The organism is Sphingomonas sp. 4RDLI-65 (assembly GCF_049472435.1).
GTDB lineage: Bacteria > Pseudomonadota > Alphaproteobacteria > Sphingomonadales > Sphingomonadaceae > Sphingomonas.
The window spans coordinates 283,317-308,304 of the sequence record NZ_JBCEBT010000002.1 but is presented as its reverse complement, the minus strand read 5'-3'; the positions used below and the strand labels follow the sequence as shown (position 1 = coordinate 308,304).

The 24,988-nt window shown below is 67.1% G+C and carries 23 protein-coding genes and 2 tRNA genes; 16 read left to right on the top strand and 9 right to left on the bottom strand.

The annotated features are described in order from the left end of the window. Position 1: 1 nt before the first annotated feature. Positions 2 to 913, top strand: coding sequence for a galactosyltransferase-related protein (locus VH567_RS06420; RefSeq protein WP_423324294.1), 912 nt, complete (start codon positions 2 to 4; stop codon positions 911 to 913). Here the strand turns inward: VH567_RS06420 and VH567_RS06415 are convergent. From VH567_RS06415 to VH567_RS06390, 6 genes are all read right to left on the bottom strand, one after another. After that, positions 847 to 2,013, bottom strand: a complete 1,167-nt coding sequence (locus VH567_RS06415; RefSeq protein ID WP_423324292.1) for a glycosyltransferase — start codon at positions 2,011 to 2,013, stop codon at positions 847 to 849. The genes VH567_RS06420 and VH567_RS06415 overlap by 67 nt on opposite strands. 52 nt (positions 2,014 to 2,065) lie before the next feature. Beyond that, a complete protein-coding gene (locus VH567_RS06410) occupies positions 2,066 to 3,133 on the bottom strand; it encodes an acyl-CoA dehydrogenase family protein (protein WP_423324290.1) in 1,068 nt (355 codons plus the stop codon). 6 nt (positions 3,134 to 3,139) lie between these two features. After that, a complete protein-coding gene (locus VH567_RS06405) occupies positions 3,140 to 4,099 on the bottom strand; it encodes a glycosyltransferase (RefSeq protein WP_423324288.1) in 960 nt (319 codons plus the stop codon). Positions 4,100 to 4,124: 25 nt separating this feature from the next. Then, positions 4,125 to 5,336, bottom strand: coding sequence for a bifunctional PIG-L family deacetylase/class I SAM-dependent methyltransferase (locus VH567_RS06400; protein WP_423324286.1), 1,212 nt, complete (start codon positions 5,334 to 5,336; stop codon positions 4,125 to 4,127). Further along, positions 5,333 to 6,268 (bottom strand): glycosyltransferase family 2 protein, encoded by a 936-nt coding sequence (locus VH567_RS06395; RefSeq protein WP_423324284.1) that lies wholly within the window; start codon positions 6,266 to 6,268, stop codon positions 5,333 to 5,335. Before VH567_RS06395 ends, VH567_RS06400 begins: the two co-directional genes overlap by 4 nt. Positions 6,269 to 6,450: 182 nt before the next feature. After that, positions 6,451 to 6,525, bottom strand: a tRNA-Gly gene (locus VH567_RS06390). 220 nt (positions 6,526 to 6,745) lie between these two features. Here VH567_RS06390 and VH567_RS06385 point away from each other — a divergent pair. The 10 genes from VH567_RS06385 to VH567_RS06340 all read left to right on the top strand — a co-directional run bounded on the left by VH567_RS06385 (position 6,746) and on the right by VH567_RS06340 (position 18,307). Then, positions 6,746 to 7,528, top strand: a complete 783-nt coding sequence (locus VH567_RS06385; RefSeq protein WP_423324282.1) for an ImuA family protein — start codon at positions 6,746 to 6,748, stop codon at positions 7,526 to 7,528. Then, positions 7,497 to 8,966 carry a Y-family DNA polymerase gene (locus VH567_RS06380; protein WP_423325003.1) on the top strand — a complete coding sequence of 490 codons (1,470 nt, stop codon included), beginning with the start codon at positions 7,497 to 7,499 and terminating at the stop codon, positions 8,964 to 8,966. The genes VH567_RS06385 and VH567_RS06380 overlap by 32 nt, the downstream gene beginning before the upstream one ends. A gap of 13 nt (positions 8,967 to 8,979) precedes the next feature. Next, positions 8,980 to 12,498: an error-prone DNA polymerase gene (locus tag VH567_RS06375; RefSeq protein ID WP_423324280.1), complete on the top strand. Its 3,519-nt coding sequence runs from the start codon at positions 8,980 to 8,982 to the stop codon at positions 12,496 to 12,498. 364 nt (positions 12,499 to 12,862) lie between these two features. Beyond that, entirely contained in the window at positions 12,863 to 13,759 is an 897-nt protein-coding gene (locus VH567_RS06370) for a tetratricopeptide repeat protein (RefSeq protein WP_423325001.1), read from the top strand. Then, the gene (locus VH567_RS06365; RefSeq protein ID WP_423324278.1) at positions 13,756 to 14,397 is read left to right on the top strand and encodes an LON peptidase substrate-binding domain-containing protein; all 642 of its coding nucleotides are present in this window, start codon (positions 13,756 to 13,758) and stop codon (positions 14,395 to 14,397) included. Before VH567_RS06370 ends, VH567_RS06365 begins: the two co-directional genes overlap by 4 nt. Positions 14,398 to 14,432: 35 nt before the next feature. Beyond that, positions 14,433 to 14,582, top strand: a complete 150-nt coding sequence (locus tag VH567_RS06360; RefSeq protein WP_423324276.1) for a hypothetical protein — start codon at positions 14,433 to 14,435, stop codon at positions 14,580 to 14,582. After that, a complete protein-coding gene (locus VH567_RS06355; protein ID WP_423324274.1) occupies positions 14,579 to 14,764 on the top strand; it encodes a Trm112 family protein in 186 nt (61 codons plus the stop codon). Before VH567_RS06360 ends, VH567_RS06355 begins: the two co-directional genes overlap by 4 nt. A gap of 132 nt (positions 14,765 to 14,896) precedes the next feature. Then, complete coding sequence (locus VH567_RS06350; RefSeq protein ID WP_423324272.1) at positions 14,897 to 15,904, top strand: glycosyltransferase; 1,008 nt, start codon at positions 14,897 to 14,899, stop codon at positions 15,902 to 15,904. Then, entirely contained in the window at positions 15,904 to 17,352 is a 1,449-nt protein-coding gene (locus tag VH567_RS06345; protein WP_423324270.1) for an oligosaccharide flippase family protein, read from the top strand. Before VH567_RS06350 ends, VH567_RS06345 begins: the two co-directional genes overlap by 1 nt. A gap of 142 nt (positions 17,353 to 17,494) precedes the next feature. Further along, entirely contained in the window at positions 17,495 to 18,307 is an 813-nt protein-coding gene (locus VH567_RS06340; protein ID WP_423324268.1) for a beta-1,6-N-acetylglucosaminyltransferase, read from the top strand. Between the two features lie 82 nt (positions 18,308 to 18,389). On the opposite strand, the gene VH567_RS06335 is transcribed toward VH567_RS06340, so the two are convergent. Next, a tRNA-Gln gene (locus tag VH567_RS06335) sits at positions 18,390 to 18,463 on the bottom strand. Positions 18,464 to 18,648: 185 nt separating this feature from the next. Between VH567_RS06335 and VH567_RS06330 the strand changes: the two genes are divergently transcribed. Then, complete coding sequence (locus VH567_RS06330) at positions 18,649 to 19,692, top strand: Ppx/GppA phosphatase family protein (RefSeq protein WP_423324266.1); 1,044 nt, start codon at positions 18,649 to 18,651, stop codon at positions 19,690 to 19,692. Further along, the gene (locus tag VH567_RS06325) at positions 19,689 to 20,360 is read left to right on the top strand and encodes an RlmE family RNA methyltransferase (RefSeq protein WP_423324264.1); all 672 of its coding nucleotides are present in this window, start codon (positions 19,689 to 19,691) and stop codon (positions 20,358 to 20,360) included. Before VH567_RS06330 ends, VH567_RS06325 begins: the two co-directional genes overlap by 4 nt. Before the next feature lie 198 nt (positions 20,361 to 20,558). Here VH567_RS06325 and VH567_RS06320 read toward each other — a convergent pair whose 3' ends face one another. Next, positions 20,559 to 20,888 (bottom strand): PilZ domain-containing protein, encoded by a 330-nt coding sequence (locus VH567_RS06320; RefSeq protein ID WP_423324262.1) that lies wholly within the window; start codon positions 20,886 to 20,888, stop codon positions 20,559 to 20,561. A 25-nt stretch (positions 20,889 to 20,913) separates the two neighbouring features. Beyond that, on the bottom strand, positions 20,914 to 21,441 hold the full coding sequence (locus VH567_RS06315) for a beta-carotene hydroxylase (RefSeq protein ID WP_423324260.1): 528 nt from the start codon (positions 21,439 to 21,441) through the stop codon (positions 20,914 to 20,916). A 298-nt stretch (positions 21,442 to 21,739) separates the two neighbouring features. Here VH567_RS06315 and VH567_RS06310 point away from each other — a divergent pair, with 298 nt between their 5' ends. The 3 genes from VH567_RS06310 to sucC all read left to right on the top strand — a co-directional run bounded on the left by VH567_RS06310 (position 21,740) and on the right by sucC (position 24,880). Next, the gene (locus VH567_RS06310) at positions 21,740 to 23,143 is read left to right on the top strand and encodes a radical SAM protein (protein WP_423324258.1); all 1,404 of its coding nucleotides are present in this window, start codon (positions 21,740 to 21,742) and stop codon (positions 23,141 to 23,143) included. Then, complete coding sequence (locus VH567_RS06305) at positions 23,136 to 23,402, top strand: hypothetical protein (RefSeq protein ID WP_423324256.1); 267 nt, start codon at positions 23,136 to 23,138, stop codon at positions 23,400 to 23,402. Before VH567_RS06310 ends, VH567_RS06305 begins: the two co-directional genes overlap by 8 nt. A gap of 275 nt (positions 23,403 to 23,677) precedes the next feature. Next, positions 23,678 to 24,880, top strand: coding sequence for an ADP-forming succinate--CoA ligase subunit beta (gene sucC, locus VH567_RS06300; protein ID WP_423324254.1), 1,203 nt, complete (start codon positions 23,678 to 23,680; stop codon positions 24,878 to 24,880). The last annotated feature ends 108 nt before the right edge of the window (positions 24,881 to 24,988 follow it).

The window sequence follows — 24,988 nt, the reverse complement described above, 5'->3', positions numbered from 1 at the left end:
CATGACCGTCTCGATCTGTACCCTTGCGCATGGCCGTGCCACGCATCTCGCCAATGTCGTCCGTGCGCTCGACGCGCAGACGACGATGCCCGACGAACTGGTGATCGCGGTGATGCAGGCCGCGCCGTACGACCTTCCCGAGACGCGGTTCCCGGTGCGGCAGATCATGGTGGGCGCCGACGGCATCCCCTTGGCGGCGGCGCGCAATGCGGCTGCCTGCGCGGCGCATGGCGAGCACCTGATCTTTCTCGACGTCGACTGCATTCCGGCGCCGTCGCTGGTCGCCGACTATCTGGCGCAGCTGGACACGGTCGACGCGGTCCTGATGGGCGAAGTGCTGTACCTGCCGTCGGGTGCCACCGCCGACGGGCTCGACTTCGACCGGTTCGCGGCGATCGGAGTCAAGCATTCGGAGCGCGCCGGGCCACCGGTCGCGGCGTTGGGCGACTGCTCCGACTATCGTTGCTTCTGGTCGCTCAACTTCGCGATGCGGCGCGCGACGTTCCTGTCGATCGGCGGGTTCGACGAACGCTATGTCGGCTATGGCGGCGAGGATACCGATTTCGGGCGGGTCGCGATGACGGCGGGGATCCCGATCCTGTGGGTGCGCGGCGCGCGCGTGTATCACCAATATCATCCGCACCACATGCCGCCGGTCCACCATGTCGACAGCGTGATCGCGAATGCCGCGCGGTTTCGCGACAAATGGGGGCATTTCACGATGGAGCATTGGTTGCGCGCGTTCACGCTGATGGGGCTGATCACGTTGCGCGACGGCGAGCATGTGCGGTTGCGCGACGTGTCCGAGGACGATCTGGCGCTGACGCGGCAGCAGGTCGACCAGCCTTATGCCAGCACGTCGGTCGTGCTGGCGCAGCTGGAAATGCGCGAGCCGGCGATCGCCGACGCATAGGCGCGTTCGTAGCCGGCGACCATCGAGGCCAGCGAGAACAGTCGTTCCACCCGCTCGCGACAAGCCTCGCGGGGGATCGTGACGGCCACCGCGATCGCCGTGGCGAGCGATGCGGCATCGCTCGCGAGCGCGCCGCACGCGCCGATGACCTCACGCATCGCACCGCGATCGAGGGCCGCCACCGGCACCCCGCAGGCGAGCGCCTCCGCGGCGATCAGCCCGAACGGCTCGTCCCACATCGGGGTCGACAGCAGGACGGAGGCGCCGCCGATCGCGTCGACCAATACCGCGCCGCCGAGATGGCCGTGATAGACTCGCGTCTGGTCCAGCCGCGGTGCGACGTGGTCGGTGAAATAGTCCATGCAGTCGATCGGTCCGATCACGTCGAGCGCGATCCCGGCGAGCCTCGCCGCGTCGAGCGCGACCGCGGTTCCCTTGTTGGGCGTGATCCGCCCCGCCCAGACCGCGCGGCCATTGCCCGTCGCGTGGAACCGCCACAGGGCGGTATCGATGCCGTTGTGCACGACCGAGGCAGTCGGGGGCGGCGTGGTCCACCAGGTCGCGAGGTGCGCGTACGACGTCGCGGTCTGATGCAACCAGGCCGCGCTGGTGCCCGCGACCGCGTTCGCCAGCCCGGCAAAGGGCGGGACATGCAGCGACGTCACCATCGGCGTGCGATCGCGCTGCGCCAGGACATGGAGCACCGGATGCATCGTGTTGTTGTGGACGATATCGAAGCCGCCGGTCGCGATCGCGTCCCAGGTGCGACCGAACGCGGCGTCCTGGAAGGCGGTGAGTTCGGGCGTGCCATGCCATTGCGCCCAGGGCAGGACGGCCTCGTAATGCCGTTCGGCGATCGCGTGCAGCGGCAGGGCGGGATCGCTGTCGCCGCTGGCGAACAGCGTGACGTCGTGGCCGCGTTCGACCAGCGCGCCGACGAGCTGATGGCAATGCGCCTCCATGCCGCCCATGAACGGCATCGCGATCGGATGCCGGAGATGCGCGACGACGGCGATCCGCAACGGTGCGGCCCCATCGCGCGATCGGGTCGGGTCGGGCCGCGTGTCTGCATCGTCGCCGGGAAAATCTCGTATCGTCATGAGGCGTGAACCATCGGGCTCGGCGATAGTGCCAAGCGCGCGCCCTGCCCGATCAGTGGCCACCGACGAACCAGTGCTCGGCGGCGACGCGGAGTTTTCCATCGAGGTCGGCCTGGCGCAGATAGAGGCGCAGATCGCGCGCGAGCCTGCCGACTTCGCTGCCACGGCGATGCATCGCGGTGCCGTGGATCCGCTCGACATCAACAAGCAGGCGGGTTGCCGCCTGTTCGATCGCCTCGCGCGCGAACAACGCCGTCGCCACCGCCTCGGCCGGGGATGCCCCCGCCGCCTCTACCGCGAGACAGGCGGTGCGCGCCCACAAGGCCGCGCCGCGCGCCTCCATCGCCAGATGCCCGAGGCGATGGGCCGACAAGGAGTCGCCGCGGCCGTTCGCGCGATCGACATGCTCGGCCGTCAGGCGCGCCAGCCGTGCCATCGCGCCGGCGTAACAGGCACACAGACGCCATAGCCCGCCGTGGAAATCGGGCTCGACGAACAGCGCATCGACCGCGCCGAGCCGGTCGGACGGCCCTGCCGGCAGTCCGGTGCAGTCGAACCGGCCCGACCGGCTGCCGACCATGCCGTCGACGTCCCAATCGGACAGGTCTCCGCGGTCCGGGGCGGTCGCGTCGATCAGCACCATGCGCAGCCCGTTCTCGTCTCTCGCGGTGACGATCGCCAGCGTGACGTCGCCAAGCCCCGACGCGAACGTCTTGACGCCCGCCAGCGCGTCGCCGCCGATCGTCACCGGCCGGTCGCGTTCCGCGCCCCAGACCCCGAGGATCGCCCCGGCCTCGACCGCGGTACAGACCCGGTCGCGCTGGGACTGGTCGCCGTGCCGCAACACCAGCTTGATCGCGTTGACATGCCCTTCGTAGATTCGCGCGATCGGCAGGCTGGCACCGCCGAGTTCGGCCAGCAACGCGAGCATCGGCTCTGCACCGGCCGCGCTCGTGCCCCATCCCCTGCCGCCCCGGTCCACTGGCAGCGGCGCGGACAGCAGCGCAGCGTCGCGCAGCAGTGCGAGCGCGATTCCGGGACCGTGCGAACCGCGATCGAGCGCTTCGTCCTGCGCCCGGATCGCCACCAGAATGTCGGCCGGCAGCATCGTATCGGTCATCAAAGGCTATCCATTGGCGGAGGCTATCATCTCTCGGAGGCGGGCGATCTGGGCGGGGAGATCGGCCGGCGTCAACCGGGTGGTGACATGCGACCGCCGCGCGATCGCCCATTCGGCACCGAAGGTCGCACCTGCGACGGGACCACGCCATGCGGCGCGGGCGGCATGGCGGGCCCGCCACATCGCGACCAGGGCATCGGCGGGCGCAAGCTGATCGTCGCACCGATAGTCGGCCGCCAGCCGCAGCCGAAGGGCATCCGCCATGCCACCGCCCGCGCGCCCCACGAGCCGTGCGGACGCGGTGACGTGCGGCGCGCGATCATGCCGGATGCGTCCGTCGGCGTGCTCCACCGCCACCAGCAGCGCACGATCCTCGCCCGTCGCCAATGCGGGCACGCCGCCAACGTGGTCGAGCATCGCGCGGGTGATGCCGAGATTGGCACCGCAGCGCTGCGCATGCCGGGGCGCGGGATCATGGGGGACGGGATCGAAAAGCGGCTCGGCGTCGGCGATGAGACCCAGATATTCCCATTCGAGCTCGCCGATCCGCAGCGCCGGCCGAGGGTGCAGGCTCAACTCCGGCCAGTCCGCACTGACCCGCCCGGCGACCGCATCGACGCCGCGCGCGAAAGCCGCGCGGTGCGCCCGGACCCAGTCGCGATCGACGACGCAGTCCGCATCGGTCGTCAGCACGATTTCGCCGTAGCGTGCCGCCTGCGCCATCGCCATGCGGCGGGCGGCACCGGCACCGCGCTCATGATCGGCGAACGCATGCTCGATCACCTCGACGTCGATCGATCGCGGCGCCCGCGCGATCGCGGCGGTCGCGTCGCTGCAATTGTTGGCGACGACGACCACGACGATCTTGCCCGGCTTCTGTTGTGTGGCGAGCGAATCGAGGCATCGACCGATCCGGTCTGCCTCGTCGAAGGCGGGGATCGCGATCGCAACGACGTTTGTGATCATCGTCGCGCTCGCGACTGGCTGGTACTCAACGCCGGGCCATCACGTCGATGCGGAGGCGATCGGTCCGCTCGACATGCGTCCGCACCCAGCCCGGCAAGTGTGCGATCGCGATTTCGGCGGCCATCTCGCCGGTGACGCGGGTGTCGGTCTCGCCGAGATAGCTCGCCATGAGGATACGGCAATCCGGCGTCGCGCAGATTTCGATCGCCGCCATCAGCGCGACGATGCCGTCGAGCCCCAGATAATAGAGCATGTCGCTTGCGACGATCAGGTCGAACGTGCCGCGAGGCATATCATGTGGCATCGCGCGCCGTTCGAGCGTCACGTTTGGCAGATCGACGACGCGCGCGCGCGCGGCGCCCAGCGCGGCGTTCGAGGCGTCGGTCGCCAGCAGGCGGTCACACAAGGGCGCGAGCTGCTCGGTCAGCGCTCCGTTGGCGCATCCGAGTTCGAGCGCCGAGCGATAGCGTCGCCCAGCAAGCGCCGCGACGGTGCGCCGGAAGCGATCGCGCTCATAGGGTTCGTCGTCATAGCGCCATGGATCCGCCGACCGGGTGAACAGCGCATCGAAATGCGCGGCGGGGGTTGCGTCGTCCGCCCGATCGTCGCGGTCATAGGCGGTGCGAAGATATTCGACCGTGGCGAAGGCGTCGCACACGTCGGGCGCGAGCGAAAACCCCGCCACAGGATCAAGCTGACTCGTGTGGCAGGCCAGCGCGGCGCGCTTTCGGTCGGCGAGATCCTCGACCGCAAACGCCTCATAGCCGCGCGGATCGAACAGGCGATCGACGCGCTGGCTAACCGGCATGACGCGGAGCAGGCGACCGGTTCCGGCGCTGACCAAGCGGCTGGCGAGCCCGAACGCGGCCTTGTGATCCGGATGCCCGTCGGCCGGATCGGTGACCAGGATCGTATCGGGCGCGGCTGCCTCGACGAATGCCTCGAGCGTCGTCATCAGCTGGGGCGGGATCGCCGAACTCGACAGGCCCCCATCGGGTTGCTCGAGGAACAGCAGCGGGGGGACATATCCCAGCATCCGGGCGAGCCCGGCGCGGCATTCCTCACGCCGCATCGACACCAGCACCGCCGGGTCGCGGCCCGGATCGGACTGCGCGCCATCGGTCGCGACGACGACCGCGATCCGTGCGCCTGCGTTCGCGGCACGGGCCATGATCGCCCCCGCGCCCAGGATCTCGTCGTCCGCATGCGGCGCGATGACGAGCAGCGACGCGGTCACGCGAGCGCCGCCACGACCGTGTCCAGTCGCGCACGCGTCGCGCCGGTCATCGCGATGTCGGTCGCCACGGCCAGCGGTTGCGGCATCGCGGCGAACGCGATGGTCAGCTCCGCCAGGTCGATCGGCACCGGCGCCGGCGCGGTCCCCGGGCGCCAGTCCGCGATCGTCCGCCACAGGGCGCTGCGATCGTCGCGACGCCGCGCGCTGGAATAACCGGTCGCGCCGGCGGCGGTCAGGCTGTCGGGCTGTTCGTATTTGTCGAGCAGGACGTCGTCGATGAACCAGATATGCGCGCCCGCCATCAGCGCGCGATTGCGCAGGTCGCGGTCTTCCTCGACGCTGTCGGCATAACCGCCGATCCGCGCGAACAGATCGCGTCGGAACAGCCCGCTGTTGATCAGCACCCAGTCGCCGGGCGGCCCGGCAGAGAATTGGAGGTTGGGGAAAAAATCCTCGACCAGCGACAGCGTGCGGGCGATGCGCGCCGCACGGCCGTCCGCCGACAGGAAGCGGTGCGCCGTCAGCACCAGATCGAGCTGCGCGGGCGCGTCGGCGACTTGCGTGCCCCCCGCCAGGTGCCAAGGCGCGCAATCGGCGGCGACCAGCCCGGTTCGCGACAGCGTCCGCTGCTGGCGCAACAGCTTGTCGACGTGCGGGATATCGTCCGAATCGTGAAAGGTTATCGCGTCGAACGGCAGCAACGCGAGCGCGACGTTCTTGGCGGCCGCCGTACCGAGATTATGCCCCAGCCTCAGATAGCCGAATCGCGGATGGCCGAACCAGCGCGCACAGGCCGCCTGGGTATCGTCGGTCGAGGCATCGTCGATCACGACGACGGTGACGTCATGCTGCGATTGCGCCAGCGCGGCCTCGATCGCGCGGCCGATCTGGTGCGCGCGCTGGTAGGTCGGGATCGATATGAGGCTCTGCATGACGATTTAACGTCCGGGACGCCAAAACGGCATCGCGCGTGCAAAGTATCCCGCGCGCCATGATGATGACGAGCCGCAACGATTATTGGCTGAAAGAATGCGGGGATTGACCCGAGAATGCTGGCGCGGCGGATTTTTGAGATATCGCATCGGCCTGGGCCGCTGTCTTCCACCGGGAAAACTGGAGCGGGCGAAGGGATTCGAACCCTCGACCCCAACCTTGGCAAGGTTGTGCTCTACCCCTGAGCTACGCCCGCTCTGGCGCCGTAGTCTCCGGTCTGAAGCGACACGGTGACTGGGTGAGGCGCGCTGTTAGCCCGGTGTTTCGGGGACGGCAAGCACCTTTTCACCTTTCGCATGAAATTCGCCACGATTGTCGTGCGCCGCGTGTTGCGATTGTTGTGCACCGCACAAAGCGTCGAGCCGATGCGAGATTCCGCTTGGCGACTCCACCAATAGAACATTACAAGAACAATTGTGAACGAGTCGCTTGCCCTGATCGCCCGCCTGAAGCGGATCGCCACGACGGGCATGCCGACCCAAGGCGATGCGCGCGCGGACGATGCGTGGCTGACGCAGGGGATGGCGAAGGGGCAGCTCCACGAGGTTTTTGCGTCGGTCGACGATTCGGCGAGTGGTGCGGGGTTTGCCGTCGCCTCGGTATTGGCAGCACGCGCGGCGCCGATGATGTGGCTGCGGACCGAGGCGAGCGAGCGCCAGGGCGGGCGGCTGCATGCGACCGGGCTGGTCGAGATGGGGCTCGACGTGACGTCGCTGGTGCTGGGGCTGGTCGAGGACGAGGCGGACTTGTTGCGCGCCGCCGCGGATGCCGCGCGGTGTCACGGGCTCGGCACGTTGCTGATCGAATCCTGGGGACGCGCACCGAAGATCGACCTGACTGCGACGCGGCGGCTGATGCTGGCCGCCGAAGCCTCGGGCGTGACGATCCTCAGTCTTCGTATCGGTGCCGAGCCGGTGCCGAGTGCGGCCGCGTCGCGCTGGCAGGTGGCGGCATGCCGTTCCCGGCCCTTGGAAGCCGACGCACCGGGCAAACCTGCCTTCGACATCGAATTGCTGCGCCGACGCGGAGGCCAGGCCGGGCTTCGCTGGCGTGTGGAGTGGGACCGTGACGCGTACATCTTCGACCAAACCGCCTTCGCCTCTGGTGATTCCGCGGCGCTACCTGGCGCTGGTATTCCCGTGGCTGCCGATCGAACGGCTGCGGACGATGCGGCCGCATCTGTTCGTCGGACGGGCTGAAACGCCGATCGCGTTCGTCGAGACGGTCTCGGGCGGGGTGCGGCTCAAGGCGCTCGATCGCGAGGCGGTGCGCGCGGGGCTCCAGCCGGGGCTGACGCTGGCCGATGCACGGGCGCGGGTGCCGGAACTGGAGGTGTACGAGCATGATGCGCATGCCGATCACGAATGGCTCGAGCGGCTGGCGGACGGGTGCCAGCGGTACACGCCGTCGGTCGCGCTCGACGAACCCGATGGGCTGATCCTCGATATCGCCGGGTGCGTGCACGAGTTCGAGGGCGAGCGGCGACTGGCGGCCGATCTCGAGGAGCGCCTCGCGCGTCGTGGACTGCTGGTGCGGCATGCGTTCGGCGACACGCCCGATACGGCGCGGGCGCTCGCTCGCTATGCCGGCGCGCCTGCTCCCGACGAGAAGCGCGCGGTGAAGCGGTTGCCGGTGGCGGCGCTGGGGCTCGACGAGGATGCGATCACCGCCCTGTCGCGCGCCGGACTGAAGACGGTCGGCGACGTGATGGCGCGCCCACTTAGCGTGATCGCGGCGCGATTCGGCGAGGAGGCGGCGATGATGATCCGCCGGCTCGACGGGTCGGTGAAGGGGCCGATCGTCGCGCGCCGCACGGTGGCGAAGATCGGTGTCGAACGCCGCTTCGCCGAGCCGATCGCGCGAACCGAATACGCGCTCGAAATGCTGGCCGAACTCGCCACCGAAGCTGCGGGCCAGCTTGCCGACCGTCACGAAGGCGGCCGACGCTGGGAGGCGCGGCTGTTTCGCGCGGACGGCCTGGTCCAGCGGTTGCGGATCGAGACCGGCCAGCCGACGCGCGACGTGACGCTGTTGATGCGGCTGTTCCGCGAACGGATCGACAGCCTCGCCGACCCGCTCGATCCGGGATTCGGGTACGACTTGGTCCGGCTCGACGTCGCGTTGGCCGAGAAGCTCGACGCGTCGCAATTGAAGCTGGAGGGCGGCGAGGCGCAGAAGGGCGAGGTCGCGCAGTTGGTCGACCAGCTCGGCACGCGGCTGGGCCGGACGCGCGTGCGCCGGTTTTCCGCACGCGACAGTCATATTCCCGAACAGGCCGAGCTGATGCTGCCCGCGGCCGAAGCCCCTGCCCCGACACCGTGGACCGCGCCCGAGACGGGCGAGCCGCCGCTCCGCCCGATCTATCTGTTCGATCCGCCACAGCCGATCGAATCGATGATGGCCGAGGTCCCCGACGGCCCGCCGCACCGCTTCCGCTGGCGCCGCACCGTGCACGACGTGGCGCACAGCGAAGGTCCCGAGCGAATTGCCGGCGAATGGTGGCGCCGCCAGGATATCCCGACGCGCGATTACTACCGCATCGAGGACCGCCGCGGCCGTCGCTTCTGGATCTTCCGCCACGGCCTGTATTCCGAGATGGAGACACCCCGCTGGTACCTCCACGGCGTCTTCGCGTGACCGCGCCGGCGCCATGACCGGGTTCGCTGAACTCGTGGCGGCGACCAATTTCTCCTTCCTCGATGGGGCGAGCGATGCCGGCGCGATGGTCGGGCGGGCGGTGGAATTGGGATTAAGCGGGATCGGGATCGCCGATCGCAACACGGTTGCTGGCGTGGTCCGCGCGCATCAGGCGTTGAAGAAGGCACGCGACGGCCTGCTCGGCCTGGCGATGCCGCAGATCGATTTCCGCCTGCTGGTCGGTGCACGGCTGGTCTTCGAGGACGGTACGCCGGACATCGTTGCGTATCCTGCCACCCGGCGTGGCTGGGGGCGGCTGACCCGGCTGCTGACGGTCGGTAACCGGCGTGCCGAAAAGGGTGGCTGCATCCTCGGGCTTGGCGACCTGATCGCGCATCATGCCGACATGATGCTGGTGGTGATGCCCGAGAGCAGCGCGCGCGGCGCGACGCCGGTGTCGCCGCTGCCGGAGGGGGATGCACTTCCGCAACGGCGCGAGCGCGACTTGCCGACGATCCTCCAGTCGGTGAAGCGACTGGGCGCGGATGCGGTCTGGCTGGGCGTGACGATGCCGCGTGGTGGCCGCGATCGGCGGCGACTGGCGCGGCTTGGTCGGATCGCGGATGCGGCCGGCGTGCCCGTCCTTGCGACGACCAACGCGCTGTATGCCTATCCCAACGATCGGGACCTGCACGACGTCGTCACCTGCATCCGCGAGCGTACGACGATCCACAAGGCCGGGCGGCTGCTCGCGGCGAATGGCGAGCGGCATTTGAAGCCCGAGGTCGAGATCGCCCGGCTGTTCCGCGATCGTCCAGATGCGGTAGCGCAGAGCGCGCGGTTGCTGTCGCGGATCGCCTTCACGCTCGACGATCTGAAATACGAATACCCGCATGAGCCAGTACCGGAAGGTTGGACTGCGCAGGACTGGCTCGAACATCTTGTCCTTGAGGCGGCACGGGCGAAATACCCGGACGGCATCCCTGCAAAAATGCACACGCTGCTCGACGAGGAATTTCCGCTGATCCGCGAGCGGAATTACGCCTATTACTTTCTGACGGTGCACGACATCGTCCGGTTCGCACGCGCGCAGGACCCGCCGATCCTGTGCCAGGGTCGGGGGTCCGCGGCCAACTCCGTCGTCTGTTATCTGCTCGGCGTCACCTCGGTCGATCCGATGAAATACGACCTGTTGTTCTCGCGGTTCGTGTCGAGCGAGCGCGACGAGCCGCCGGATATCGATGTCGATTTCGAGCATGAGCGACGCGAGGAGGTGATGCAGTACATCTACCGTCGCTATGGTCGCGACCGCGCCGCGATCGCCGCGACGGTGATCCACTATCGGCCGAAGAGCACGGTGCGCGAGGTCGGCAAGGCGCTGGGCCTGACCGAGGACGTGACCCAGCGGCTGACGAGCACGGTCTGGGGCAGTTTCTCGAGCCGGTTCCAGGAACAGCGCTTTGCGGAGACCGGCTTCGACGTCGACAATCCGGAGATCGCGCGGCTGCGCGAGATGGTCGACCGGCTGCTCGAATTTCCGCGCCATCTGTCGCAGCATGTCGGCGGGTTCGTGCTGACGCAGGGGCGGCTCGACGAGATGGTGCCTATCCATAACGGCGCGATGGAGGACCGCACCTTCATCGAATGGGACAAGGACGATATCGACGCGCTCGGGTTGATGAAGGTCGATATCCTCGCGCTCGGAATGCTGACGTGTATCCGCAAGGCATTCGACCTGATGCGGACGCATGGCCACGGCGATCATCTGCTCGACACGATCGCGGTCGCCGAGGACCCGCGCGTGTACGACATGCTCTGCAAGGGCGACAGCATCGGCGTGTTCCAGGTCGAGAGTCGGGCGCAGATCAACATGCTGCCGCGTTTGCGACCCCGCGTGCTGTACGATCTGGTCGTGCAGGTCGCGATCGTCCGGCCGGGGCCGATCGAGGGCGACATGGTGCACCCGTATCTCCGGCGACGGAGCGGCAAGGAGGTGGTCGAGTTTCCCTCGCCCGATCCCAAGTTCGGGCCGCCCGACGAGCTGCAGCAACTGCTCCGCTTCACCTACGGCGTGCCGCTGTTCCAGGAACAGGCGATGAAGCTGGCGATCGTCGCGGCCGGGTTCACGCCGAACGAGGCGAACCAGTTGCGGAAAGCGATGGCGACGTTCCGCAAGGTCGGGGGGATGGACAATTTCCAGGCCAAACTGGTCGGCGGCATGGTCGCACGCGGGTATCAGGCGGAGTTCGCGGAGCGTTGTTTTAAGCAGATCGAGGGGTTTGGGTCGTACGGGTTTCCGGAGAGCCATGCGCTGTCGTTCGCACGGCTGGTGTATGTTTCGTCGTGGATCAAATGCTTTCATCCGGCGGTGTTCTGCTGCGCGCTGCTCAATTCGCAGCCGATGGGGTTCTACGCGCCGGCCCAGCTGGTGCGCGATGCGGTCGAGCATGGGGTGACGGTGCTGTCGGTCGATGTGAATGCGAGCGGGTGGGATAGTTCGCTTGAATCCTCCCCGGTACGGGGAGGGGGACCGCGCGAAGCGGGGTGGAGGGGGGCTTCCACGGACGTAGCGGTTGCAACTGGGCCTGTTCCGGGCGGCACGGATAGGCCGACCACCCTTCCGAGCCGGACGTCTGCGGCGCCCCCCCTCCACCATCCTGCGGATAGTCCCCCTCCCCGTGCCAGGGAGGATTTGCGGCTGGGGTTTCGGCAGGTGGATGGGTTTCGCAAGGACTGGGCGGAGGCGATCGTCGAGGCGCGGGCGGGCGGGCCGTTCGTCGGGATCGAGGACCTCGTGCGGCGGGCGAATTTGCCGCAGCGGGCGATGAACCTGCTGGCCGATGCGGATGCGTTCCGATCGGTGGCGAAGGAGCGGCGCGAGGCTTTGTGGGACGTGCGCCGGACGCCGCCGAAGCAGCTTGCGTTGTTTGCCGCGGCCGACGTTCCCGAGCTTGGCGTGGAGCCCGACGCGCATCTGCCGGCGATGCCGCTCTCCGAACAGGTGGCGGCGGATTACCAGACGACACGGCTGTCGTTGAAGGGGCATCCGATGGCGTTCCTGCGCGAACGCTTTGCGGCCGAGGGCATCCTGTCGAGTGCCCAGGCCAACGCCACCAAGGACGGGCGGCGCGCGAAGGTCGCGGGGGTCGTGCTGGTCCGCCAGCGGCCGGGCAAGGGCAATGCGATCTTTGTGACGATCGAGGACGAGACCGGGATCACCAATGGGCTGATGTGGGCGCGCGACTTCGAGGCGAACCGCCGCGCGGTGATGGCATCGCGGCTGATGGTGCTGGAGGGCGTGATCCAGCGCAGCGAGGAAGGGGTGACGCATCTGATGACGGCGCGGGTGCAGGACCGGACCGAGATGCTGCGGCTGTTGTCGGAGGATCATGCGCTCGAGCCGCCCTTGGCACGGGTGGACGAGGTGATCCGTCCGGTGCTGACGCGGAGTCCGGATGCTAGGGCGCATCATCCGCGGGCGACGCATCCGAGGGATGTGCGCGTGCTGCCCAAGTCGCGGGACTTTCATTGAGGACGGATCGGCGTTCGACCCCGCGATCCTCCCCCGCCAGGGGGAGGTGGCTGGCGCTTGCCAGACGAAGGGGGAGGAAAGGAAAACCTCGGGTCCGTGTCCTCCCCCTCCGTCGCCTTCGGCGCCACCTCCCCCTGGCGGGGGAGGATTGGTTCGATCGTCCGGCGACTACGGGGGTCCAGAGCCGCCAGAGGCATCGTTCGCGGTCTTGGATCATGGCTCGCGCGCATTGATGGCTGGCGCCGTGTGACCATATCACGCGTTTGTCGTGCCGGGCGTTCCAACCTAGAGGTGGCATTCGCCGCGGACGCCCCCCAAATACCGCACTAGAACCACACGGGAGTTGAACTTGGCCACGCTTGGAATGTCACCCGCGGAGAAGGACGCCGTCGAGGCGTTCCGTCGCGACGTCGTCGAACCGTCGATGACGAGCCTCGTGATCATCGATTTCTGGGCGGAATGGTGCGGGCCGTGCAAGGCGCTGACGCCGACGCTGGAGAAGGTCGCCGCGGATTATGCCGACAAGGGCGTCGTGCTGGCGAAGGTCGATACCGACAAGAACCAGTTCATCGCCGCGCAATTCCAGATCAAGTCGATCCCGACCGTCTATGCGATGTTCCAGGGCCAGCTGGTCGCCGACATGACCAGCGCCCGTACCGAAACGCAGTTGCGCGTGATCCTCGACCAATTGCTCAAGCAGCTGCCGATCGAGGCCAGCGCGACCGACGCGGCGCCCGATGTCGAGCCGTTGATCGCGGTCGGCGAAGAGGCGCTCGCGGCGGGTGACGGCGAGCGTGCGCTCGGCATCTTCCGCGAGATCGCCGAGATCGCGCCCGAGCATCCGCAGGTCCATGCCGGCTTCGTCCGTGCGCTGGTCGCGACCGGGCAGCTCGACGAGGCGGCGGACTGGCTGGCGAACCTCGATCCGGCGATCGCCAAGGACCCCGCGATCACCCGCGCGCAGGCCGCACTCGCGCTCGCGCAGTCGGCACCCCCGGTCGCGGACCTGTCGCCGCTGCTGGCTGCGGTCGAAGCGAACCCCGACGACCTGCATGCCCGGTTCGCGCTCGCCAATGGCCAGATGGCGGCGAACGACCGCGATGCCGCCGCGGACACGTTCCTCGGCATCATCGCCACCGAGCGCGACTGGAACGAGGGCGCCGCGCGGACGCAGTTGCTGAAGCTGTTCGAAGTCGTCGGGCTCGAAGACCCATGGGTGTCTGGACAGCGACGCCGTCTGTCTGCGATCCTGTTCGGATGACAACCGAGTCCGCCCCCCCTCGCGCTACCACGCGTCTGTCGATCTTCCCGCTGCCGGGGGCGCTGCTGTTCCCCGGCATGCACCTGCCGCTGCACATGTTCGAGCCGCGTTATCGGGCGATGATCAGCGATGCGATGGCGCGCGACCGGCGGATCGGCATGATCCAGCCGCGGGGCGGACCCAATGACGATGCGGACGCGCTGTACGACATCGGCTGCGTCGGCAAGATCGCCGAGGTCGAGGCGCTCGACGACGGACGGTACAACGTCGTGCTGGAGGGCATCGCGCTGTTCCGGATCGTCCGCGAACTCGATGTGACGACCGCGTTCCGCCAGGTCGAGGCGGAGCTGCTGCCGTTGATCGAGGACGACGCGCTGTCGCTGGGGCGGCGCTCGTCGCTGGAGCTGGAGTCGCGTCGGTTTGCGGATATGCAGGGCTATGCGGTCGATTGGGACGCCGTCGCGCGGCTCGACGACGAGAGTCTGGTCAACGGCATCGCCCAGATCGCGCCGTTCGATGCGGCCGCCAAACAGGCATTGCTGGAGGCGCCGGACATCGAGCAGCGCGCCGAACTGATCATCCAGCTGATGCAGTTCTTCGGGCGGCACGACGGCGACGAATCGGTGACGTTGCAGTGAGGTCGCCCAGCAAGGGTCGCGTGCACGGTGCCGTGATGATGATCGGGATGTTCTTCGCCAACCTCTTCGATCCGAAGAAGATTACCGCGATCGAACACGTCGCGACGCAACGCCGGATCGGCAGCGACGCCAGCCGCACCGCGCAGGCCGCTGCCGCGCCACCGTCCGGGGGCGAGCGGGCATGACCGCGACGCCGCTGGATCCCTGGCTGCTCGAACGGCTGGTCTGCCCGATGACGCGCACGCCGCTGCGCTATGACGAAGCCGCGCAGGAACTCGTCTCGGACGCGGCGGGCCTGGCCTATCCGATCCGCGACGGCATCCCGGTGATGCTGGTCGAAGAGGCACGCAAACTCGGTTCGCGCTGATCACCCGGCACGGCATGCCGCGGTCTTGGGCTGCGGTCATGGCCCGCGGTCATGTCATGCCGACTTACGGCCTTCATTCATTTTCAACGGCGAGCCCTGTAAGGGTCGTCGGAGACGTGAAGGGTTCGGTCGATGCGGTTGTCGGTAGTGTTGAGCGTCTATAACGACGCGCCGTTCGTGGAACGCGCCGTCGCCAGCGTGCTCGGGCAGAGCTATGCCGATTTCGAATTCATCATCGTCAACGACGGCTCGACCGACGGCTCGACCGACATCCTGCGCCGGCTGGCGGATGCCGATCGCCGCATCATCCTGGTCGAACAGGAGAATCGCGGACTGGTCGCGAGCCTGAACCGCGGCTTCGCGATGGCGCGCGGCGCGCTGGTCGCGCGAATGGACGGCGACGACGAATCGCTGCCCGACCGGTTCGCAACGCAACTCGCCTTTTTCGATACGCATCCCGATTACGGCGTCGTCGGCTGCCAGCAGATGAACGTCGACGTGCAGGGCCGTCCGATCCGCCTGATCGACGTCTATCCTCGCGATGCCGAGGCGTTCCTAGCGGCGATGGAATCGTCGGCGGTGATGAGCCATCCCGGCGCGATGATTTCGAAGGCCGCATTCGAGAAGGTCGGCGGATACCGGGCGCTGTACCGGCACTGCGAGGATTACGACCTGTGGCTGCGGCTGTCGGAGGTGACCAAGCTGTGCAGCGTCGACGAGGTGCTGCTGCGCTATTGCATCAATCCGGACCAGGTGACCGTGCAGCACCTGCTCCACACCGCGATCGGGGCCGCGGTCGCGTGGGAAGCGCATCTCCAGCGCCGCAGCGGGCATCCCGATCCGACCGACGGCCTGCCGATGCTGCCCGATGTCGATCATCTGGGTGAGCTGGACACGATCTTCGGCATACCCGGCATCGCGCGCAGGGTGCGCACGCGGGTCGCCCCCAAGCTGCTATATTCGTTGCCGGCGCTGTCCGAGGGCGGCGTCAGGCTGGTTGGCGATTATGTCGCGGAAGGGGGCGATCGCGGCCCGGCGACACGCGCGGTGGCCCGCCTGTTGCGTCACGGCAAGGTTCGCGGCGCCGGGCAGCTCGCGACTAGCCTGTGCCGGTCCTACCTCGCGCCAAGGGCCGGCTGATGGCGGTCCGCAAGGCCGCCCTGTGGTCGGTCGGCAGCCAGTGGTTCGTGTTCGCGTTCAACTTCGCGGTCAGCGTGTATCTCGCGCGCTATCTGCTGCCGCCATCGGCGTTCGGCACCTTCTCGGTCGGGTTCGCAGCCGCCGGGATCATCTCCAACCTGCAGGATTTCGGGCTCAGCCGCTACGTCGTCCGGTCCGACGATCTCTCCGACGAAATGCTCGACACCTGCACCACCATCACCGCGTGCGTGGGCGTGGCGATCTGCGCGACGATCGCCGCGCTGAGCGTGCCGATGGCGTGGTATTACGACAATGCGCAGCTCGTTCCGATCATGCTGCTGATTGCGGCGGCGTTCCTGTTCCTGCCCTTCAACACCGTCCCGATCGCGCTGCTCCAGCGCGCGGTCGATTTCAGGACGCTGTCGTTCATCAATATCGCTGCCGCCGCCGCCAACGCGGCCGTCTCCACGACGTTCGCGTTATGGGGCTATGGGCCGATAGCGCTGGCGCTCGGCTTCCTGGCGCAACAGGTCGCGCGCGCGACGATGGCGCAGCTGCTCGGGCCGCGCAGGGTCCGCCTCAAGATGAGTTTCGCCGGCGCGAGGCCGATCATCTCGTTCGGGTCGGGTACCACCGTGCTCGCGGTCAGCGGCGCGATCGGCACGCGATCGCCCGACCTGATCATCGGCAACGTCCTGGGCATGCACGCGGTCGGCCTGTTCGGGCGCGCGGCCGGCATGGTCGAGGGCCTGCGCACGTTGCTCGACGGTGGCCTGTCGTCGGTCTTCTTCAGCCATTTCGCGCAGCTGCTCCGCGAGAAGCGGACGCTGGCCCAGCCCTATATCGATCTGGTGAGCTGTTATACGAGCGTGATGTGGCCGGCGATGCTGCTGCTGTCGCTGTTGTCGACGCCGATCGTCACGCTGATCTACGGCCAGGGCTGGGGCGATGCGGCGCGGGCGCTGCGCTGGGTGGCGTTGAGCGAACTGCTGTTCTTCGCGCTGCCGCTCCATACCGAGGTGCCGCTGATATCGGGGCATCTGCGCGAGCTGCTGGTGCGCAACGTGGTCGACACGATCGTCGCGCTGGTGTGTCTCGGCGTGCTGGTCCGGTTCGGGCTGGAGGCCGCCGCCGCCGCGCGTCTGGTCTATGCGGTGATCTGGTACGCGATCTATATCGGCATGATGCAGCGGATCGTCGGCTTTTCGGGGCGCGCGCTGGCCTGGACCTATGCGAAAAGCGCGGCGAGCACTCTGGCCGCGTGCCTGCCCGCGGTCCTGCTGATCCAGCACGACCAGTTACTCTCGATCCGGACCGTCGTCGCGGTCGTCGCGGGCGCCGGCCTGTGGATCGTCGCGCTTGCCGTGATGGGGCATCCGGCGTGGCGAGAGCTGCGTCGCGCGGCGATCGACCTGCGACATTCGCTGACCCGCCGGGCGCTGACCTGACCGACGCCGTCATCCGCATGATGGCGCCCGGCCAGCCCCGGCGATCCACGCGAGCAGGCGTCGGACACGGCACCCGTTCCTCGCCGCCGTCGCGCCGTGCTGCGCCTGCCACCGCGCCCGCCTCTTCCCGAAGGATCCCTGCATGAAGATCGCCGCGCTGATCCGCGCCTATCACCGCCCGGAGCAACTGGCGCTGTTGCTCGACCGGCTCGAGGGAGACCTGTGGGCGCCCTTCGTCCATATCGATCGCAAGGCGGACATCAGCCAGTTCGACGCGTGCCGCGCGAAGGCGGTGTTCCTGACGGATCGCGTGCAGGTGAACTGGGGCGGGCTGAGCCAGGTCGAGGCGGCGATGCGGCTGTTGCGGGCGGCGATCGCGGATCCCGCGGTCACCCATTTCTATCTCATGAGCGGCGAATGCTATCCGGTCAAAAGCGATGCGCAGATCCGCGCACGGATCGAGAGCTTTCCGCCGGGCTCGGCCAACTTGATGGAGCTGACGGCGATGCCGGTGAGCCACAAGCCGATCGAGCGCTATACCAGGCGGTGGCTGCACGACGTCCGCAACCCGTTCGCGTGGCGGATCCTGCGGCGGCTGTTCCCGCGCCTGCCGGACAGGTCGTTGGCGGGTCTGCGCGGCATCCATCTGCATGGCGGCGGCGCGTGGTGGCTGTTCGAACGCCAGGCGATCGAGGCGTTCCTGCGCTTCATCGACGGCAATCGCTGGTACTGGCGCAGCTTTAGATACACGGACTGCCCGGACGAGATGATGCTGCATTCGCTGGTGGCACCACTCGGAATCCGGATCGGCGGCGATTCGCCGACGGCCGACACATGGATCCAGGGCAAGGCCCATCCCGAGACCGTGACCGCGGCGATGCACCGGGATTTCACCGAAGGCCCCGCGCTGTTCGGCCGCAAATACGTGACCTTCCACCCGGCCTTGGCGACCTAGCGCAAAGGGCGTTCCGGCGGACGATGCGGTGGGCGATGGGATGGGGATGCGGTGGGGTTTCAACCGCCTGGGCGGGAAGCGCTGGATGCCCCGTGAGGATTCGAACCTCAATAGGCGGTATCAGAAACCGCAGTCTTACCATTAGACGACGGGGCATCAGCGAGGGCGCGATCTAGGCGGGCGGTTTGCCGCTGTCAACGCCAAGATGTGGCCGATCCGCCACGTCGCTTGCGTAATCGCCACGCCGCGCTACATTCGCCTCCAAGCACCGGGCGGGTATTTTCCCGCGGCGGCAGACATAGATAGCGAGTTTTACGGCGATGGGGGATGTTTCCGCCCGAATGCCGTTCCGGCAGGGCTCTCCTGCCCGTCCGGCGGCGACCCGGCCCGGTCGAGGGCGGTGGTCCGATGCGCAGGCGTTTGCCGCGCTGGATCTTGGCACCAACAATTGCAGATTGCTGATCGCGCGACCGCAGGCAGGCGGCTTCGCGGTGATCGATGCGTTCTCGCGAATCGTCCGGCTGGGCGAGGGCCTGGCCGCGACCGGCAAGCTGAGCGATGCGGCGATCGAGCGCACCATCGCGGCGCTCCGCGTATGCTCGGACAAGCTTCAGCGGCGCAACGTGACACTGGCGCGGTCGGTTGCGACGGAGGCGTGCCGGCAGGCGTCGAACGGTCCTGCGTTCATCGCGCGGGCGCTCGCCGAGACGGGCATCCATCTCGACATCATCTCTGCCGAGGAAGAGGCGCGGCTGGCCGTGCTAGGCTGCCATGCGCTGATCGAGCCGGGCGAGGACCCCGCGCTCGTGTTCGACATCGGCGGCGGGTCGACCGAGCTCGTGCTGGTCGATACGTCGACGCCGATCCCGACCGTGCTCGACTGGCATTCGGCGCCGTGGGGCGTGGTGTCGCTGACCGAGCATGCCGGTGGCGGCGAGGGCGAGGACGGCCGTCGTGCTGCCTATGCGCGGATGCGTCAGGTGGTCGCGGACAGCTTCGCGGGGTTTGCTAGCCGCCTGCCCCGGCATATCGAGCGGCCGCGGCTGCTCGGCACCAGCGGCACCGTGACGACGCTCGGCAGCGTGCATCTCGGGCTCAGCCATTACGACCGTTCGGTGGTCGACGGGCTGATCGTCCCTGCCTCGGCGATGCGGCGGATCAGCGCCGACCTTTCCCATATGTCGATCACGGAGCGCGCCAAGCTGCCGTGCATCGGCAACGAGCGCGCCGACCTGGTGGTCGCGGGCTGTGCCATTCTGGAGACGATCATGGATTTGTGGCCCGCCGAACGGCTCGGCATCGCCGACCGCGGTATTCGCGAGGGTATCTTGCGCGGACTGATGGGTTCGCCCAAGCCCGGCAAAGCCACGGGAGTCGCGGCATGAGCCGGGGCGGTTCCGGCGGGCATGTCCGCGTCCTCACCGCGCGGAAACGCACGGCGCAGTCGACGCGCTGGCTCGAGCGGCAGCTGAACGATCCGTATGTGAAGCGCGCGAAGGCCGACGGCTATCGCAGCCGGGCGGCATACAAGCTGATCGAGCTGGACGAGCGGTTCGAGCTGATCCGGGGATCGAAGCGTGTCGTCGATCTCGGCCTTGCGCCAGGCGGCTGGGCGCAGGTGATCCGGCGGCGAATCCCGAAGGCGACGGTCGTGGGAATCGACCTGCTGCCGGTCGATCCGATCGAGGGCGTGACGATCTTCGAAATGGATTTCCTCGACGATGCCGCGCCGGGCAAGCTGATCGAGGCGCTCGGTGGCGCACCGGACCTGGTGCTGTCGGACATGGCGGCGAACACGGTCGGGCATCCGCAGACCGATGCGCTCAGGACGATGGCGCTGGTCGAGACGGCGCTGCACTTTGCCTGCGAGGTGCTGGAGCCGGGTGGCACGTTCGTCTCGAAGGTATTCGCGGGCGGCGCCGATTCGGAGCTGGTCGCGGAGATGAAGCGGAACTTCAAGACGGTGAAGCATGCCAAGCCGCCGGCGAGTCGCAAGGGGTCGGTCGAGTGGTTCGTGGTGGCGCAGGGGTTTAAAGGCCGAGACCCGAGATAGCGCAGCTATTTTCGGATGAGTCGAAAGCCCGGCCAGCGGCGCATAGCGACGACTGACGACGTGGCTTTGCCACGGCGGGGACCTGCTGGTTCTATCACAAGGCCGCCGGCAAAGCCGTCGTCGGATGGGTTCGCCGAGGCGACCCACCGGCCGAGCCAGCGATTGCGCGTTCGCGCATCGGCTCGGGCGTGGCCGAGCCTATCGCTGGCTTAGCGCTACAATATGATCGAACACCGCGGGATGCAGCGGCTTCGCAAACGCACAGCCGTATTTGAACTTGTCGCGCCACGCGACCACAGCCTCGAGCGCAGCCAGACCCGGCAAGGTCAGCCACACCACCGTGCCCGGCCACAACGTGAAACTCGTCTCCGCGCGAAATCCCGACAGCGACAGGTCGGTGACCTCGATCTCGAATCGCGTCTGGCCCCGATCGCGCAGGTGCGCGCGCATCTTTACGGCCTTGCGAAACGCCTGACGAAGCTCTTCGCCAGTCGATTCGGCGGGAGGGAGGGAGACGGGCTGTGTCATGTCGGGAACACTGCTCCCCAAAGGGTTACTTTTCTCCAAACGCACGCGTCCCGACCGGTGCGCGGACACCCACTTTACCCGCCCGCGCGCGGCGCTTGAGTTCGGCCTTCAGGTCTTCGGGCTTGGGCGCGACGAGGAAGCCGAAGCTGACATTGCCCTCCTTCGTCTCGACGACGTGATGCAGCCGGTGCGCCTGAACGATGCGCTTCATGTATTTCGATTTCGGCAGATACCGGGTCGGGATGCGCTGGTGCACGATCACGTCGTGAAACCCGAAATAAATCGCGCCATAGGCGGCGATTCCCGCGCCGATCCAGGCGAACCCCGGCCACCAGCCGAGCTGTACGCCGCCCAGCAGCAGCACGAACGACGGCACCGCGAAGATCGCCGCGTACAGGTCGTTCAGTTCCCAATTCCCATGCCGTGCCCGGTGATGGCTCTCATGCAGGAACCAGCCGAAGCCGTGCATCACCCAGCGATGCGCGGCATAGGCGAACGCCTCCATGCCGATAACAGTCAGGAAAAACAGGAGGATGCCGGTCGGAATTGACATGCGCCTTCCCTAGACCAGCCGGCAGGCCTTCGCATCCGGAAACTTTGCCCACCTCCCGCCTCGATCCAGCCTCGATCCAGTCTCGGTACTGCATCCGATTTGGCGGCTTCGTACCCGTTGCAAGTTATACTGCACCGCAAAACAGAATATTCTTGTGAATACACACCAATACATCGTGCAAATCGGTTCTATTGTTATGGATGTCATCCGATGTTATAGACTATACCGATAGTAGACAGCGAGTCGAAATGATCGAGAGCGGTGTATCCTAAGGGGAATACTGATGATCACGCGTGCCATGGATAATAAGTTTGTCGTATTGACCGAGAACGACCTTCACGCTGTATTTGATCGGTCGTCGCTTGCCGTATCCGTGGCGCATGGCAATGCCACTCTCCCCGAACTCGGCCCGCGCCACGATCCTCCGCATCGCAATGCCGAAGGCCCTGTGCTTGATCGCCGCCCCGCGCTGCTGCCGCTGATCTTCGGATCTGAGAATATCGATGTCGGTCGACCGCGACTCGGTCGCTTCACGATCAACATCAGCAATGCCTGCAACCTCGTCTGTTCCTATTGCTACGCCGATCACGGGCTATATCACGCCGCCCGGTCGCTGATGTCGGTCGAGCGTGCGCGCCAGATCGTCGACCGGGTCAGCGCGATGTACGGACGGATCGAGACCATCCATCTGTTCGGCGGCGAACCGCTGATGAACGTCAAGGCGATCGACGCGATCGGCGAGGCGTTCGAGGGCGCGGTGGCGGCGGGGCGACTCGCCAAGATGCCGCAGTTCGTCGCCACCACCAACGGCACGCTGTGCGGCGCGCGCGTGGTCGCCGCGCTGGTTCGCTGGAAGGTCGCGCTGACGGTCAGTTGGGACGGCCCCGACGCGATCCACGACGTCGTACGCCCGACCGCGAGCGGCAAGCGGAGTTCGCAACTGCTGCGCCGGTCGCTCGACGTGTTTCGTGCCGCCGGGATCCCGTTCGAGTTCGAATGCACATTCAGCCGCGCGCATATCGACGCCGGCATGACGGTGGTCGACCTGATGGGGTTCTTCGCCGACGTGACCGACGACCGGGTCATCCACATCGCGCCCGCCTTCCTGCCCGACAACGACCGCGACGAAGCCGCGCTGGGATCGGGCATCTTCGATCACCAGGCCGATTGGCAGCAATGGTCGGTCGGCATGGGCGACCTGGTGCCGCAATATCGCGCCGCCGCGCGCGCGACGATCGACAACGTCGTCGCCGGCAAGGGCCCGTTGCTGGAGTTCGCGGTGCGTATCATCGAGCAGATCGACGAACGCCGCGCCTCGACCACCTATTGCCCGGCGTTCTTCAACCAGCTGTCGATCGCTGCCGACGGATCTGTGTTCCCTTGCTTCATGTTCATCGGCGACGATCGTTTCCGGCTCGGCAACATCTTCACCGACAGTTTCCCGACCGAGGACAGCCGCCGCGTCTTCACCCGCTATTTCGACGAGTTCGGCGATGGCGGCATCGGCAGCGACGCCTGGTATGCGCCGCTCGCCAGCGGATGCATCGCGGGCGACGCGATCGTGACCGGTTCGTTTGGCCGCCGTGCGCTCGGGCCGATCTTCGAAGCGATGGCGGAGGAATGCCTGATGGGATTCGCCCGCCACGCATCACCCCATCCCGACATGGTGCCGGGATCAACCGAGGAGACCGTCGATGCCTGAGACAAACCGAGTCGCGCAAGCCGTGCTGCGCGAAGTGCCGATCGGCAAATTATCGTCGTTCATCAAGACCATCAAGCCGGGCGTCGAGGTCGCGATGGGCGACGGCTGCGGTGGCGGTTGCGGCGGCGGGGCGGGCTGTATCGATCAGTTCGGTCATTCCGGCATCGACCAGGACGTGTTTTCCAAGGCGCTGCACAACAAGACCGCGCTGACCGCCGCGTTGCAGACCGAGGTGAAGACGGCGCTCACACGCCTGTAGGGCAGACCGAGGTGAAGACGGCGCTCACACGCCTGTAGGATAGCCGTCGGCTACGCCCGTCGACAACAGGTGTGCGAACGAGGCGACCGCCCTGCCCTTATGGCTGGGCGGTCGTCCTGGTTTTGATCCATTCCAGCCATCATCGCAGCTGCTTGAAACCCTCTATTGCAAACGAGACGCATATGCAGGTGCCTTAAGGGTGGATTTGCTGGCCGCCCTGTGCTTTACGCCGACGCAATTCCCGAGTTTCCTAAAAATTGCGTGGAGCCTTCCCGATGAACATCCATGAATACCAGGCCAAGGAACTGCTGGCCAAGTTCGGCGTCCCCGTGCCTGCCGGTTTCGCGGCACTGACCGTCGAGGAGGCCGTGGAGGCCTCGAAGAAGCTTCCCGGACCGCTCTATGTCGTCAAGGCGCAGATCCATGCCGGCGGCCGCGGCAAGGGCAAGTTCGTCGAGCTCGGCCCCGATGCCAAGGGCGGCGTCCGCCTCGCCAAGACCGAGGACGAGGTTCGCGCAGCCGCTACCGACATGCTCGGCAACACGCTCGTCACCATCCAGACGGGTGATGCCGGCAAGCAGGTCAACCGCCTGTACGTCACCGACGGCGTCGACATCGACAAGGAATTCTACCTCGCGCTGACGCTCAACCGCACCACCGGCCGGGTGATGATGGTCGTCTCGACCGAAGGCGGCATGGACATCGAGGCGGTCGCGCACGACACGCCCGAGAAGATCCAGTCGATCGACATCGACCAGGCGACCGGCTTCATGCCGCACCACGGCCGCGCTGTCGCTGCCGCGCTGAAGCTGACCGGCGATCTCGCCAAGCAGGCCGCGAACACCGCGTCGAAGCTGTATGACGCGTTCATGGGTACCGATGCCGAGCAGATCGAGATCAACCCGCTCGCCGTGACGAACGACGGCAAGCTGATGGTGCTCGACGCGAAGGTCGCGTTCGACGGCAACGCGCTGTTCCGCCACAAGGATCTGCTCCAGCTGCGCGACGAGACCGAGGAAGATCCCGCCGAGCTCGAGGCGTCGAAGTACGACCTCGCCTATATCAAGCTCGATGGCGACATCGGCTGCATGGTCAACGGCGCCGGCCTCGCGATGGCGACGATGGACATCATCAAGCTGAACGGCATGTTCCCGGCCAACTTCCTCGACGTCGGCGGCGGCGCCAACAAGGAGAAGGTGACGGCCGCGTTCAAGATCATCCTCGCGGATCCGAACGTGAAGGGCATCCTGGTCAACATCTTCGGCGGCATCATGAAGTGCGACATCATCGCCGACGGCATCGTCGCCGCGGCGAAGGAAGTGAACCTGTCGGTGCCGCTCGTCGTCCGCCTCGAGGGCACGAATGTCGAGAAGGGCAAGGAAATCCTCGCAAACTCCGGCCTCGCGATCGTTCCCGCGAACGACCTCGGCGATGCGGCCAAGAAGATCGTCGCAGAGGTGCAGAAGGTCGCGGCGTAATCGCCCGGTCCTTCACATACTGACTTCGCGAAAAACGGGGCTCGGACGGAAACGTCCGGGCCCTTTTTCGTTGGACATGCGACTTGTCGGGCTCGTCGCTCGCCGTGA